This is a genomic window from Modicisalibacter sp. MOD 31.J (assembly GCF_020147985.1).
Lineage (GTDB): Bacteria > Pseudomonadota > Gammaproteobacteria > Pseudomonadales > Halomonadaceae > Modicisalibacter > Modicisalibacter coralii.
Window position 1 is genome coordinate 269562 of sequence record NZ_JAGXFF010000005.1, and the last position, 13835, is coordinate 283396.

12 protein-coding genes are annotated in these 13835 nt (G+C 67.5%); 8 read left to right on the plus strand and 4 right to left on the minus strand.

Annotation, left to right across the window (positions count from 1 at the left end):
• Window positions 1-5: 5 nt before the first annotated feature.
• Complete coding sequence (locus tag KGR00_RS18060) at window positions 6-1094, minus strand: right-handed parallel beta-helix repeat-containing protein (RefSeq protein ID WP_224418846.1); 1089 nt, start codon at window positions 1092-1094, stop codon at window positions 6-8.
• Window positions 1095-1258: 164 nt separating this feature from the next.
• On the opposite strand from KGR00_RS18060, the gene KGR00_RS18065 reads away from it, so the two are divergent.
• Window positions 1259-2638: an NAD-dependent succinate-semialdehyde dehydrogenase gene (locus KGR00_RS18065; protein ID WP_162500886.1), complete on the plus strand. Its 1380-nt coding sequence runs from the start codon at window positions 1259-1261 to the stop codon at window positions 2636-2638.
• 61 nt (window positions 2639-2699) lie between these two features.
• The gene (locus tag KGR00_RS18070) at window positions 2700-3755 is read left to right on the plus strand and encodes an aldo/keto reductase (RefSeq protein ID WP_224418845.1); all 1056 of its coding nucleotides are present in this window, start codon (window positions 2700-2702) and stop codon (window positions 3753-3755) included.
• 23 nt (window positions 3756-3778) lie between these two features.
• On the opposite strand, the gene KGR00_RS18075 is transcribed toward KGR00_RS18070, so the two are convergent.
• The 3 genes from KGR00_RS18075 to KGR00_RS18085 are packed head-to-tail and all read right to left on the minus strand — an operon-like array spanning window position 3779 to window position 6785.
• Entirely contained in the window at window positions 3779-4723 is a 945-nt protein-coding gene (locus KGR00_RS18075; protein ID WP_224418844.1) for a TRC40/GET3/ArsA family transport-energizing ATPase, read from the minus strand.
• A gap of 27 nt (window positions 4724-4750) precedes the next feature.
• Window positions 4751-5047, minus strand: coding sequence for a cory-CC-star protein (locus KGR00_RS18080; RefSeq protein ID WP_224418843.1), 297 nt, complete (start codon window positions 5045-5047; stop codon window positions 4751-4753).
• Complete coding sequence (locus KGR00_RS18085; protein ID WP_224418842.1) at window positions 5034-6785, minus strand: carbon starvation protein A; 1752 nt, start codon at window positions 6783-6785, stop codon at window positions 5034-5036. Before KGR00_RS18085 ends, KGR00_RS18080 begins: the two co-directional genes overlap by 14 nt.
• A gap of 340 nt (window positions 6786-7125) precedes the next feature.
• Here KGR00_RS18085 and KGR00_RS18090 point away from each other — a divergent pair, with 340 nt between their 5' ends.
• From KGR00_RS18090 to KGR00_RS18115, 6 genes are all read left to right on the plus strand, one after another.
• Window positions 7126-8211 (plus strand): LacI family DNA-binding transcriptional regulator, encoded by a 1086-nt coding sequence (locus tag KGR00_RS18090; protein ID WP_224418841.1) that lies wholly within the window; start codon window positions 7126-7128, stop codon window positions 8209-8211.
• Window positions 8208-9176 (plus strand): sugar kinase, encoded by a 969-nt coding sequence (locus KGR00_RS18095; protein WP_224418840.1) that lies wholly within the window; start codon window positions 8208-8210, stop codon window positions 9174-9176. The genes KGR00_RS18090 and KGR00_RS18095 overlap by 4 nt, the downstream gene beginning before the upstream one ends.
• Before the next feature lie 39 nt (window positions 9177-9215).
• Window positions 9216-10202, plus strand: coding sequence for a D-glycerate dehydrogenase (locus KGR00_RS18100; protein WP_224418839.1), 987 nt, complete (start codon window positions 9216-9218; stop codon window positions 10200-10202).
• Window positions 10203-10374: 172 nt separating this feature from the next.
• A complete protein-coding gene (locus KGR00_RS18105) occupies window positions 10375-11529 on the plus strand; it encodes a GGDEF domain-containing protein (protein WP_224418838.1) in 1155 nt (384 codons plus the stop codon).
• A gap of 162 nt (window positions 11530-11691) precedes the next feature.
• A complete protein-coding gene (locus tag KGR00_RS18110) occupies window positions 11692-12774 on the plus strand; it encodes a LacI family DNA-binding transcriptional regulator (RefSeq protein WP_224418837.1) in 1083 nt (360 codons plus the stop codon).
• A 40-nt stretch (window positions 12775-12814) separates the two neighbouring features.
• Window positions 12815-13831: a TRAP transporter substrate-binding protein gene (locus tag KGR00_RS18115; protein ID WP_224418836.1), complete on the plus strand. Its 1017-nt coding sequence runs from the start codon at window positions 12815-12817 to the stop codon at window positions 13829-13831.
• Window positions 13832-13835 lie beyond the last annotated feature (4 nt).

A 13835-nucleotide genomic window follows, 5' to 3' on the forward strand; every position in this document is an offset into this window, starting at 1 on the left:
GGCGATCAGGGTGACGCTGCCTGTTTCGCGTTGTCGAGGAGACGACTGCCGTCGTAGGCGATGCACCGCCCGTAACGCTCCCAGGATGGCTCGTGGTTGGGGCTGTCGCGGAAGGTGTCGCCGCGCGAGATGTTGGGCGGCGATTCACGGTTCAGGCAATTCGCCGCATCGTCCACCGCGACCTGATAGCCGAAGCGGTTGTTCACGAAGCGGTTATGGTGAAAGACGTTGTCACGGCTGAAGCTGTCGTCCCAGCACTGCACCGGGTCGCGCTCGCGAATCGAGCAGGTCAGGAACACCCCGGCCTGGCGATTGTCGCTGATCGCGTTGTTGCTGAAGGTATTGTGCTCGGCATCCGCCAGGTAGATCCCGTGCGTGCCGTTGTCGGTGATGACGTTGTCGCGCACCTCGCTGTCCTGGAGGTATTCGACGGTGATCCCCGCCGCGACGTTGTGCTCGATGGTATTGCCGACGATCGTCGTGGGCCCGGCGCGATTGAGTGAAATGCCGTCCCACTGGGCATCGCTGACGTAATTGTCGGCGATCGTCACGTCCCGGCTGTGGTGCTCGGTGAGCAGGCAGGCGCTGCGACAGTGCCGCACGTCCAGATTGCGCAGGGTGATCTGCTCGCCACGCCGCACCACCAGGCCGCTGTTGCTGAGATAGGGCAGATCGGGACGGAACTCGCTGCCGCCGGCACCCCCGCCACGAATCGCCAGATCGGTCACCGTGACCTGACGAATCGGCCGCTGCGGCACCTGGTGGCGGGCATCACCCAGGACCAGTACCGGGCTGGACGTGCCATCGGCCAGCTGCAGCACCGTGGCCTCGCGCCCCTGGCCGCGCAGGGTCAGATCATCGCGCTCCAGCGTGAGCATGTCCTGGAGGACGAACGTGCCCTCGCCGAGACACACCGTCTGATGCTTGCCGTTGTCGGGCAGGCCGTCGACGACGAGACGCAGATTCTCGCCCGGCCGCACCAGCCGATCGCAGTCGCTGCCGGGAGCGGCCGACGCCGACCCGGCACCCAGCCAGAGCAGGGCCAGCCCGGCCATCACGCTCACCACGGGGTTCATCACTTTCCACACTTGCATCGGGATCTCCCTGTCGCCGAATGATCGCGGTGTCGCCGTACTTTGCCGCAAACGCGCGCTCGTCGCCATCGCCGTACCCCCTTGAAGGGGCTTGCGTTCATCATCACTGTCCTACACTGAGACGCGTGAAAGGACGCCCCAGCAACATCGCCAAGGAGGAATCGATGAGCCGTCAAACGCTGACCGCGGTCAACCCCGCCACCGACGAAGTCATCGGCGAGCACGCGATGCTCGATGCCCAGGGCATTCGCGACAAGCTCGACGCCACGCGCCGCGGCTACGACGAACTGCGCCGCCTGACCGTCGCCGAGCGCGCCAAGAAACTGCACGCCGTCGCCGATCTGATCGAAGAGCGTCAGGCCGACATCGGTGAAGTGATCTGCCGCGAGATGGGCAAGAAGTTCGGCGGCGTGATCGCCGAAACACGGATCTCGGCGGCGATCGTGCGCTTCTACGCCGATCACGCCGAAGAGTTCATGGCGCCCAAGCCCAAGCAGATCCCCGGCGCCCAGAAGGCCGAGGTGGTGCGCGATCCGATGGGCGCGGTGCTGGGCATCATGCCCTGGAACTACCCGCTCTATCAGGTGGTGCGTTTCGCCGCGCCCAACCTCGCCGGCGGCAACGCCTGCCTGCTCAAGCACGCCTCCAACGTTCCCGGCAGTGCCAAGCTGATCACCCAGCTGTTCCACGACGCCGGCTTCGACGAGGGCACCTTCACCTGGCTGCCGGTCTCCTCCAGCGAGATCGAGGGCATCCTGCGCGACCCGATCGTCTGCGGGGTCACGCTCACCGGCAGCGAGGAAGCCGGCCGTGCCGTCGCCAAGCAGGCCGGCGAACTGGTCAAGCCCAGCGTGCTCGAACTCGGTGGTATCGATCCGCTGATCGTGCTCGACGATGCCGACGTCGACAAGGCGGTGGAGATCGCCATCGAAGGCCGCTTCGACAACACCGGCCAGAGCTGCGCGGCCTCCAAGCGGCTGATCGTCGTCGAGTCGATGGTCGAGCGCTTCACCGAGCGCCTGGTCGATCAGGTCCAGAAACTGCGCATCGGCAACCCCCTCGACGAGGACACCGACATCGGCCCGATGTCGCGCAAGGACCTGCGCGACGACCTCCACGATCAGGTCAAGCGCGCGGTACAGAATGGCGCCCAGATCGAGACCGGCGGCCAGATCCTCGACCGGCCCGGCGCCTGGTACGCGCCCACCGTGCTGACCAACGTCGCCCCGGGCAATCCGGCCTTCGACGAGGAGCTGTTCGGCCCGGTGGCCTCGGTGATCACCGCCGACAACGCCGAGCATGCCATCGAACTGGCCAACCGCAGCCCCTACGGCCTGGGCGGCACCGTGGTCGGCCAGGACGTCAAGCGCGCCGAACAGGTCGCCCGGCGCCTCGATGTCGGCATGAGCTTCGTCAACCGCCCCACCACGCCGTTCGCCGAGCTGCCCTTCGGCGGCGTCAAGCTCAGTGGCTACGGCCGCGAGCAGAGCGAGTACGGCTTCGGCGAGTTCCTCAACGTGCGCACCGTGTTCGTCGCTGAGTGAGCCCGCTTCATGTACGGCCTCGCCGACGCGGGGCCGTCTTCGTCAGCTATCAGGAGTCACCATGGAATACCGCAACCTCGGCCAATCCGGCCTGCGCGTTTCACCGCTGACGCTGGGCACCATGACCTTCGGCGGCGTCGGCAAGATGGCCAGCGTCGGCGATACCGGTCTCGGCGACGCCCGCCGCCAGATCGACATGGCCATCGAGCGCGGCGTCAACTTCTTCGACACCGCCAACATGTACTCCGAGGGGCGTTCGGAGGAAATTCTCGGCGAGGCGATCAAGGACAAGCGCGACGCCCTGCTGATCGCCAGCAAGGTGCGCTTCCCGATGGGCGACGGCCCCAACGACGACGGCCTGTCGCGCTATCACATCCTGCGCGAGTGCGAGGCCAGCCTGAAGCGGCTGCAGACCGATCGGCTCGATCTCTACCTGATGCACCAGTGGGACGGCCTGACGCCGCTGGAGGAAACGCTGTCGACCATGGATCAGCTGGTCCGCGACGGCAAGATCCGCTACTACGGCGTCTCCAACTGGTCGGCCTGGCACGTCATGAAGGCGCTCAAGATCTGCGAACGCCACAACCTGATCAAGCCGGTCTGCCAGCAGATCCACTACACCGCCCAGGCCCGCGATGCCGAGTTCGAGCTGATGCCCGCCGCCGCCGACCAGGGGCTGGGCACCATGGTCTGGAGCCCGCTGGCCGGCGGCCTGCTCTCCGGCAAGTACCGGCGCGGCCAGCAGAATCCGGACGGCACCCGCTTCAGCCAGGGCTGGACCGAGCCGCCGATCCACGACGAGGAACGGCTCTTCGACCTGATCGAGACCCTGGTCGAGATCGGCGACGGCCATGGCGTCTCCGCCGCCCAGGTGGCACTGGCCTGGACGCTGACCCGCCCCGGGGTGACCACCGCGGTGATCGGTGCCCGCAAGGAGGACCAGCTCAAGGACAACCTCGCCGGCGCCGAGCTCACCCTCAAGCCCGACGAGATCGCCGCCATCGAGCGGGTCAGCCGCCCGGCGCTGCTCTACCCCTACTGGCACCAGCACAACACCGCGGCCAACCGCTTCGGCCCCGCCGACCGGGTGCTCCACGACAACCACTCGGCGGAGTAGTCCAGCCCCCGATTCCCGGGCGACTAGGTGTCGTGTGCCCGCCACGGCGCCAAGTCGCCCAGTGCGTCGATCATCGGGGCCAGATCGTCGCACGAGGCCGGGGCCCGGGGCTGATGGTCGATGCGTCTCACCGGCCGGTCGGCGAAGGTCTCGTCGAGCCGTTCGATCCAGGGTCGCTGCTCGTCGCGCCAGTTGGCCAGCCAGTCGCCGTCGACGTGCGCCGGCAGACACTTGTTGATCGCCAGCGCCCCGACATGCAGGCCGTGCGCCTCGAGCAACTCGCGGGTACGGACGGTTTCCAGGGTCGGCAGACGTTCGGGGTTGGCGACCAGCACCACCGCCGAGTGCGCGGCGCAGGTCAGGTGCTCGCGGGCCGCGGCCAGACGTCCTCGACGCCGCATCAGTGCCTCCTGGATCGGGTCGTCGACCACCTCGCCATCGCCCAGCCATGCCTTGTAGTCACTGCGCACCTTGCGACGCCGCTGCATCAGGCCATCCACCCAGGCGCCCATGATCTCGGGCAGGGCGAGCAGACGCACGGTGTGCCCCCCGGGCGCGGTATCGAAGACCAGACGGTCGTAGTCCCGGCCGGCCTCCAGCAGCAACCCCACCAGGGCATCGAACAACGCCGCCTCCTCGGTGCCCGGCGCATGTCGCGCCAGATCCAGCTGACGGAACACCGTCGAACTGCGCTCACCGCTGACCAGTGGCCGTAATGTGGCCTTGACCTCATCGAGATAACGTCGCGTCTCGCGCTCGGGATCGAGCTCGACGACGTCGAGATCGGGGCGCAGGCGTGCCGGTGTCGGCCCCGGCGCTCGACCGAACAGGTCGGCGAGATTGTGCGCGGGATCGGTCGAGACCAGCAGGGTCCGCTGACCGGCCGCCGCGCAGCTCAGTGCATAGGCGGCCGCACAACTGGTCTTGCCGACGCCGCCCTTGCCGCCGAAGAACAGGCTCCTGGCCATGAAAGGTCCTCGTCGCAACCGTGAGGGTCAGCAGCAGCGAAAGCCGTCCAGGGGCGAACGCGGCATGCCCTGGCGCTGGTGCCATTCGTGGAAGCGCTCGAGCATGTAGGGATAGAGCTCGAGCGTCATGTCGCCGACGGGGTTGGGAATCCCCATCATGTCGCAGAAGCACAGCAACATGAACAGATCCTCCTCGTCCTGAAGCTCGCGGGCGATCTCGCGGCGGTGCTGGAGGCTCAGCACCGCATCGTAGCCCGCGATGGCACGGCGCAGCCGGTCCCGCCAGCTGGCGGGTGCGGTGTCGTCGGACTCAGCGCGACTCATCGCTCATCGCCTCCAGGCGCGCGCCGGCATCCTGGCGGAAGCTGCGCGACGCTTCCAGCAGGATCCACAGCGTGAAGACCATGATCAGGCTGCCGAAGGTGAACAACAGCCAATTGCGGTCGGCATCGCCGATACCGGACCAGGTGAAGATCACCTGTTGCCCCATCGCCCACAGGGTCATGACCAGCAGGAACAGCATCGGCGCCAGGGTGAAGACCACCGGCCGCCCCTGCCGCTTGAGCCACACCGAGACCAGCATCAGCGTGATGCCCGCCAGCAGTTGGTTGCTGGTACCGAACAGCGGCCACAGCAGGTAACCGCCGGAACCGAAGCCGTTGGGCCCCTCGGGCAGGATCACCAGCGCGGCGCTGGAGACGACGGCGATGCTGGTCGCCACGTGCTTGCGCGCCAGTATCGGCATGCCGTACTCGGTGCCCAGTTCGGCAATGATGTAACGCATCAGGCGGACCGCGGTATCCAGCGTGGTCGCCGCGAAGCTAACCACGATGACCGCGACCAGCGTCGAGCCCATTTGGGTGGGGATGCCCAGGTTGCCCGCCAGTTGCCCGGCGCCCTTGACGAACGATCCCAGGCCGCTGGAACCGGCGGCCGAGAAGCTGGAATAGGTGGCGGTGAAGTCGGCGCTGCTGGCGAACAGCGTACCCACGGCGATGACCGCCACCATGGCCAGCATGCCCTCGCCGATCGCGCCGCCGTAGCCGATCAGACGGGCATCGGTTTCCTTGTCGAGCTGCTTGGAGGTGGTGCCGGAGCCCACGAGACCGTGGAAACCGGAGATCGCCCCGCAGGCGATGGTGATGAACAGCAACGGATACCAGCTGATGTCGGCCTCGCCGTTGACGGCCGGCGCGGTCATCGCCGGCGCCCCGAACAGCAGGCCGAGATAGAGCAGCGCCAGGCCGACGACGAGCTGGTGGGAGTTGATGTAGTCACGCGGCTGAAGCAGCTTCCAGACCGGCAGGGTCGAGGCGACGTAGACGTAGACCATCAGCACCACGATCCATACCAAAAATGCCATCGAGGTACCGTTGAAGCCGCCGATCACCGACGCATCCGCGCCACCGAACCAGTCGACCAGATCGATCTGCAGCATGGGAATCTCGCTGGCCAGCAGCGCCGCGCCGTACATCACGGCAAGCGCCACCACGGATGGCAGCAGCATCGAGCCCGAATGCCGGTAGACCCGATAGCCGATCCATACCGCCAGCGGTATCTGGATGAACACCGACAGCACGCTAGACGGGAAGGTGATGAATAGCTTGGCGATGACCCACGCAAAGACCGCGTTGATCATCAGCACCAGGATCAGAATGATGAACAGAAACAACAGCTTCGCCCGCTGGCCGATGAGCCTGTTGGCCAGCGTGCCGATGGAGTGCCCCTTGTGGCGACTCGACAGCACGACCGCACCGAAGTCATGCACGCCGGCGGCGAAGACCGTGCCCAGCACCACCCACAAGATCGCCGGCAGCCACCCCCAGTAGATCGCGATGGCGGGACCGACGATCGGCGCGGCCCCCGCCACCGAGGTGAAATGGTGCCCCCAGAGTATCCACTTGTTGGTGGGCACGTAGTCGACCCCATCGCGATAGGTATGCGCGGGGGTACGGAAATCGGCATCGAGGCGATAGATGCGCTCGGCGATGAACTTCGAATAGAAGCGATAGCCCATCGTGAAGCACACGGCACCGAACAGGGCGATCCAGATGGCGTTCATGGCGATCCTCGTGGCTGGTGGCTGATCGGGCGGCAGGCCGATGGCGGTGCGTGGTCGATGACAAACAGCTGCCGGTCGTCGGAAAAATGATTAGCACCCTAGCAAACCTCCCGTCGTCTTGCCGTTAGACGATCGGTGCAGCCACCGGATTGGTTCGATTCACGAACAGCCGCGACCGTTTGGCTTGGCCACCCACTCGGTATTCGCGCCATGCTCCGACCAATGTCCATGACGCTGCGGATTGCCCGGCACTCGGGCTTCACCTACGATGGGAACGGTTCCATTTTCGCAAAGCATCGTCACGTTCCATGCCGGGCGATGCGACAACAGGCGATGCCTCATGCCAGCCACCAGCCGTTCCACCATCCTCGAGGTCGCCCGCGACGCCGGCGTCTCCAAGACCAGCGTGTCGCGCTACCTGGGCGGCGAACGCCATCGCCTGTCGGCGACGCTACAACGCCGCATCGCCGCCTCGATCACCCGCCTGGGATATCGCCCCAACCAGATGGCGCGAGGGCTCAAGGGCGGGCGCTCGCGTCTGCTGGGCATGGTCGTCGCCGACATCCGCAACCCGTTCACCGTCGATGTCCTGCACGGCGTCGAGCAGGCCTGCCGCGAGCAGGGCTTCTCGCTGCTGGTCTGCAATACCGACAACGATCCCGCCCAGGAGCGCGAGCATCTGGCGCTGCTGGCCGCCTATCGCGTCGAGGGGCTGGTGGTCAACGCCGCCGGCCGCCCCAGCGCCGAGCTGCGCACGCTCGCCGGCCAGGGCACCCCGGTGGTGCTGCTCGACCGGACGCTGGCCGATTTCGAGGCCGACGTGGTGGGGCTCGACAACGGCCGTGCCGTGGATACCGCACTCGACCATTTGCTCGCCCAGGGCTACACGCGACTGCTCTATCTCGGCGAACCGCCCGAGGCGGCGAGCTCGCGCCAGCGTCGCCGAGAGCGCTTCCGGCAACGCCTCGCCGCCGGCGGCTTCACCGGCGACGTCATCGAGCTCGCCATGCCGCCCCAGGACCCGAGCCTGGCACGAGCCCTGGCCGCCTGGCTCGCCGAGGCGCCGGACGACGCCAACGCCCTGCTCTGCGCCAACGGCAACGTCACCCTGGCGGTGGCCCACGCCCTGCGCGAACTGGACGTCACCCTCGGCGAGGTCGGCCTGCTGGGCATCGACGAGCTGGACTGGTGTGCGCTGGCCGGCCCCGGCATCACCACCCTGGCCCAGCCCACCGAGGCCATCGGCCGGGCCGCGGTGGCCAGCCTGATGCGGCGACTCGATGCCGATACCGCCGCCACGCCGCCGCGGCGCACCGACTACATGGGCCGGCTGATCCAGCGCGGCTCCACGCAGCGTCAGGGTGGTGTCTTGCCACCCAATAACCGCCATGAACCGACGCGCCCCGACCCAGGAGACCTTGCATGACTCGTTTGACCGCTCCCGAGATTCTCACCTTCGGCGAGGCGATGACGCTGTTCGTCGCCGAGACGCCGGGCGAACTGGCCGATGCCGACCGCTTCCAGCGCGGCATCGCCGGCGCCGATACCAATGTCGCCATCGGCCTCGCGCGGCTGGGCTTTCACGTCGGCTGGTTGAGCCGGGTCGGCGATGACAACTTCGGTACCTATATCCGCCGGACCCTGGAAGCCGAAGGCCTGGATTGCCGCCACCTGACGCGCGACCCCGACCACGCCACCGGGCTGGTCTTCAAGGCCCGCGTCGAGGACGGCTCCGACCCCCACGTCGAGTACGTGCGCCGCGGCAGCGCCGCCAGCTTCCTCTCGCCCGCGGACGCCCATGGGGTGGACTTTGCCGCCGCTCGCCACCTGCACGCCACCGGCATCCCGCCGGCGCTGTCCGCCACGGCGCGTGAACTCTCCTTTCACATGCTCGATCAGGCCCGCGCGGCCGGAGCCGGCATCTCGTTCGACCCCAACCTGCGGCCCAGCCTGTGGAAGAGCGACGCCGAGATGTGCGCCACGCTCAACGACCTGGCGGGCCGCGCCGACTGGGTGCTGCCCGGCCTCGCCGAGGGGCGCCGGCTGACCGGCCTCGAGAGCGCCCACGACATCGCCGGTTTCTACCTCGACCGCGGCGCCAGGGCGGTGATCATCAAGCTGGGGCCCGAGGGCGGCTATTACCGCAGCCACGACGAGGCCTTCACGGTGGCAGGCTTTCCGGTCGCCGAGGTCGTCGACACCGTGGGCGCCGGCGACGGCTTCGCGGTGGGCGTGGTCAGCGCCCTGCTCGACGGCCTCTCGCCGCGCGCCGCGGTGCGTCGCGGCAACCTGATCGGCGCCCAGGCGGTCCAGGTGCGCGGCGACATGGAGGGGCTGCCCCATCGCACGCGACTCGCCACGCTCGAGGCCGACCTGCCACCGTCGAGCTGATCCCCCTTCACCCCCAACGCCAACGCCAACGGAGCGAGCATGCAAAAACGCATCACCGCCTTTCGCCGCCTCGGGCAGCATCACCTGGAACAGCTCAGCGAGCATTTCCACGTCGACTACTTCCCCGAGCTCGACTCGGCCGACGACCCGGCCTTCCGCGAAGCCCTGCGCGAGGCCCACGGCCTGATCGGCGCCAGCCTGCGCATCACCCCCGAGCTGCTCGACGACGCACCGAACCTGGAAGCCATCGCCAGCATCTCGGTGGGCGTCGACAACTACCCGATCGACGAGCTGACCCGCCGCGACATCCTGCTCTGCAACACGCCCGACGTGCTCACCGAGACCACCGCCGACACCGGGTTCGCGCTGATCATGGCCAGCGCCCGACGCGTCGTCGAGCTGGCCGACTTCGTCAGGCGCGGCGACTGGACGGAGAGCGTCGGCCCGGCGCAGTTCGGCAGCGACGTCCACGGCAAGACGCTGGGCATGGTCGGCTTCGGGCGCATCGGCGCCGCGGTGGCTCGCCGCGGCGCACTGGGTTTCGGCATGAAGGTGCTGTATTCCAATGCCTCGCCCAAGCCGGACCTGGAGCGCGAACTGGGGGCGCAGCGCCGCGAACTCGACGAACTGCTCGCCGAGGCCGATTTCGTCTGCGTCACCGTGCCGCTGACCGCCGAAACCACTCACCTGTTCGGCGCCGAGCAGTTCGCCCGCATGAAGTCGAGCGCGATCTTCGTCAACATCGCCCGCGGCCAGGTGGTCGACGAGCCGGCCCTGATCGACGCCCTCGAGACCGGCGAGATCCGCGCCGCGGGGCTGGACGTCTTCGCGAAGGAACCGCTGCCGGCCGACTCGCCGCTACCGCGCATGGCCAACGTGGTCGCACTGCCGCACATCGGCTCGGCGACCGTGGAAACCCGCGACGCCATGGCGCAGCGCGCGGTCGACAACATCATCCGGGCACTGTCCGGCGAACGTCCGATCAGCCTGGTCAACGACGAAGCCTGGACCCGCCGTCAGGGGTGAAGGCCCATCCGAGGGCCGCCGGGCATTTCGCTGCGTTCCAGCCGACAGGCCCGCAAAAAAACCCGTCGAACGCTATCGCGCCCGGCGGGTTTTTCGTATGTTGGAAGCCAGCAGCACGATAAGACCAAGAAAAGCGGTCAACGCTTTCACGCACCCATACGCAGGGCCTGCCATGAGCAGACGACGAGGCGACGCCAAGCCGGGAAAGGGGTATGGCGCTCACGCCGGACGATGGGCCGAGTTCCTTCAGGCCCAGCATACGTCCGAGTATCGCGCCGCCAAGGCCGAGGACTTTACTACCTTCACCGTCCTGTCACTGGTGATCACGGCAGCGTTCGTGCTGTTCAGCAGCCTCTGGGACCATGCCATCGACGCCACCCATGCGCCGCAGGTGATCGGCCTGCGCTTACTGCTGGGTGCCTCAGTGTTGCTATGGGCCCTGATCATCAGACATCGTGCCCACGGCTGGCCGGCACGCCTGGCCACCATCGCGGTGCCACTGCTGGTCGAGGCCGGCTTCATCACTATCCTGGCGCGACTCGATGGCGGCAATGCCTACGGCATCGGCGGCTTTCTCTACTTCTTCATCTTCGTGCCGTTCCTGCTGCTCGTGCAGTCGCTGCGCCTGTCGGTCCTGGTCCTGACGGCCATCACCAGCTTCCCGCTGGTGGCGCCCCTGCTGGGGATATCGGCCGATCTCGACCATGGGATCTACCTGGCCTACATGCTGATCAGTTTCCCCCCGGTGGTGGCATTGCGCCTGTTCTGCGAATACCTCTACTGGAACCTCTACCGCTACCGGTGCCAGATCGAGCAGCAGGCGCTGACCGACGGCATGACCCACCTGGCCAACCGCCGTCACTTCCTCGGCGAGGGCATGCGCCTGCTGGCCCATCAGCGCCGCCAGCAACGCCCGGCGAGCCTGCTGTTCATCGACATCGACCACTTCAAGGCGATCAACGACACCTACGGCCATCGCATCGGCGATATCGCCATCGATCACATGGCCGAACAGCTGCGCCGCCAGGCCCGTGAAGGCGACCTGATCGCCCGCTACGGCGGCGAGGAATTCCTGATGCTTTTGCCCGACACCGACCCGGAGCAGGCCGAGCAGATCGCCGAGCGCATTCGCCAGGGCGTGGTGGCCACCTCGCTGGCCGTTGCAGATGGCGGCGTCCCCGCTCTCGCTCTGACCATCAGCATCGGCGTGGCCGGGTACGACCCCCGCAGCGAGGTACCACCGGATATCGATGTCCTGATCCATGACGCCGACCAGGCCGTCTATGCCGCCAAGCGCCGTGGCCGCAATCGCGTCGCCCGCGCATGACCCGGCGGTGTCGAGCACCGTGCCTTGCCCGCCCGCCGCTTGACGCGATCGTTGTCGCAGCCCCGAGTCCCGGGTGGCTCTGCCACTAATGGGTAATTGGTGAGCGTGCCAGCCTCTTCTACGATTTGGATCAATCCAAAAACATCAGGACCCGACTTCTCCATGACCCGGCAGCCCCGCCACTCGACCTCACCGCCCCGTCAGGGCAGCGTCACGCTGCAGGACATCGCCGCGCATGCCGGCGTGTCGCGTTCGACGGTCTCGCTGGTGCTGCGCGAGAGCCCGCTGGTCGCCGAACGCACCCGCGAACGGGTACGCGCCTCGATCAAGACGCTGGGCTATGTCTACAACCGGGGCGCGGCGGCACTGCGCAGCAGCCGTACCCAGACCCTCGGCGTGGTGGTCTACGATATCGCCAATCCTTTTTTTGGCGCCATGGTCGCCGGTATCGACGCCGCGCTGAACCGCGAGAACTACGTGTCCTTCCTGGCCAACAGCGAGGATTCGTCGACCCGTCAGCAGCGCTTTCTCGAACGCATGCGCGAACACCGCGTCGACGGCCTGCTGCTTTGCCCGGCCGAGGGCACCGATCCCGGCCTGATCGACACCCTGCAACGCTGGAACATGCCCTGCGTGCAGGTCCTGCGTCACATCGGCGAGCCGCCGTTCGACTACGCCGGCACCGACTTCGAACAGGGCGTGCGCCTGGCGGTGGACCATCTCGCCGCGATGGGGCACACCCGGATCGCCTTCATCGGCGGCGAGGCCGAGCATTCGGCGACCCGGGCCCGCTGGCAGGGCTACTTCGCCGCCATGGCCGATCACGGCCTGACACGGACCCGCTGCCTGCGCACCGGGCTCACACGACGTGCCGGCTTCGCCGCGATCCAGGCGCTGATGGCCGAGCCCCAGCCGCCCAGCGCGGTGATCTGTCACAACGACATGATGGCCTTCGGCGCCATGCTGGGTCTCAAGCGCCTGGGGCTCGTTCCCGGCGTCGACTGCGCGGTGATCGGCACCGACGATGTCGAGGAAGCCGCGCTCAGCGACCCGGCACTGACCAGCGTCGCCACCCATCCCTTCGCGATCGGCGAGGAGGCCGCCCGTCTGGCCCTGCGCCGCATCGCCGACCCCGACGGGGCGCGGGAGCAAGTCGTGCTCACGCCCCAGCTCCGCGTGCGCGAATCCTGTGGCGCCGAGACGCGCTACCCCGCGCCGTATCACGCCCGCTCGCTAACCCCCTGACCTGCCGCTGGCTGCAGGCAACAACAAGAGGTACCCCGACATGACTCACGAATGGATCGATCCAAAAAGCGCCACCAGGCTGGCCCGAGGCCTGCTCGCCGGGACTACCCTCGCACTGGCTCTGGGCCTGTCGAGCGCCGCCCAGGCCATCGACCTGCGCTTCGGCCACGGCGGCACCGAGGACACCGCCTATCAACTGGGCGCCGAGAAGTTCAAGGAGCTCGTCGCCGAGCAGAGCGACGGCGACATCGGTGTGACCATTCTGGGCAACTCGGTGCTCGGCCACGAGACCGAGATGTTCGAACAGCAGATGGCCGGCGCGCTGGACCTGTCGATCATCAATCCCGGCCTGATCACCGACTTCTCGCATACCGCCAACGTCTTCTCGATCCCCTTCATGTATCGCGATGTCGAGCACTGGCAGGCGGTGCTCGACGGCCCGGTGGGTCGCGAGATCGCCGACCGGATCGAGGACGAGACCGGCGTCAAGGTGCTGGCCTTCTTCGGTGGCGGCAAGCGCCAGATCGTCAGCACCCGACCGCTCGAGAGCCTCGACGACCTGGAGGGCATGAAGCTGCGCACCAACCCCACCAAGCCGCTGATCGCCGCCTGGAAGGCGCTGGGCACCGAGCCCACGGTGATGGCCTGGAAGGAGATCTACACCGGCCTGCAACTGGGCGCCATCGACGGCCTGCTCAACGAGGCCGAATGGATCGAGCGCATGGGCTTTCATGAGGTCGCGCCGAACATCGGGCTGTCCGAGCACGACATCACCGTGCGCCTGCTGACCCTGTCGCAGATGACCTGGGATCGGCTCGACGACGACCAGCGCCGAGCGGTGATGGCGGCGGCCCAGGAAGCCGCGAGCTACGCCCGCGACGTCCAGCTCGAGCAGGATGCCGAGGCACTCCAGACCCTGCAGGAGGAGGGCGCCACGCTCTACCCGATGGATCGCGCGCGCATGAAGGAGATCGTCGCCGAGCCGCTCGACGAGGTCATCGACGAGATGGGCCTGACCGAGCTGCACGACAAGATCGTCAACGTCGGCAAGTCCTGATCCG

What these genes read in the sequence shown, in the direction of transcription:
- KGR00_RS18060 (WP_224418846.1), bottom strand. Translation starts at nt 1,094, where the DNA reads ATGCAAGTGTGGAAAGTGATGAACCCCGTGGTGAGCGTGATGGCCGGG.
- KGR00_RS18065 (WP_162500886.1), top strand. Translation starts at nt 1,259, where the DNA reads ATGAGCCGTCAAACGCTGACCGCGGTCAACCCCGCCACCGACGAAGTC.
- KGR00_RS18070 (WP_224418845.1), top strand. Translation starts at nt 2,700, where the DNA reads ATGGAATACCGCAACCTCGGCCAATCCGGCCTGCGCGTTTCACCGCTG.
- KGR00_RS18075 (WP_224418844.1), bottom strand. Translation starts at nt 4,723, where the DNA reads ATGGCCAGGAGCCTGTTCTTCGGCGGCAAGGGCGGCGTCGGCAAGACC.
- KGR00_RS18080 (WP_224418843.1), bottom strand. Translation starts at nt 5,047, where the DNA reads ATGAGTCGCGCTGAGTCCGACGACACCGCACCCGCCAGCTGGCGGGAC.
- KGR00_RS18085 (WP_224418842.1), bottom strand. Translation starts at nt 6,785, where the DNA reads ATGAACGCCATCTGGATCGCCCTGTTCGGTGCCGTGTGCTTCACGATG.
- KGR00_RS18090 (WP_224418841.1), top strand. Translation starts at nt 7,126, where the DNA reads ATGCCAGCCACCAGCCGTTCCACCATCCTCGAGGTCGCCCGCGACGCC.
- KGR00_RS18095 (WP_224418840.1), top strand. Translation starts at nt 8,208, where the DNA reads ATGACTCGTTTGACCGCTCCCGAGATTCTCACCTTCGGCGAGGCGATG.
- KGR00_RS18100 (WP_224418839.1), top strand. Translation starts at nt 9,216, where the DNA reads ATGCAAAAACGCATCACCGCCTTTCGCCGCCTCGGGCAGCATCACCTG.
- KGR00_RS18105 (WP_224418838.1), top strand. Translation starts at nt 10,375, where the DNA reads ATGAGCAGACGACGAGGCGACGCCAAGCCGGGAAAGGGGTATGGCGCT.
- KGR00_RS18110 (WP_224418837.1), top strand. Translation starts at nt 11,692, where the DNA reads ATGACCCGGCAGCCCCGCCACTCGACCTCACCGCCCCGTCAGGGCAGC.
- KGR00_RS18115 (WP_224418836.1), top strand. Translation starts at nt 12,815, where the DNA reads ATGACTCACGAATGGATCGATCCAAAAAGCGCCACCAGGCTGGCCCGA.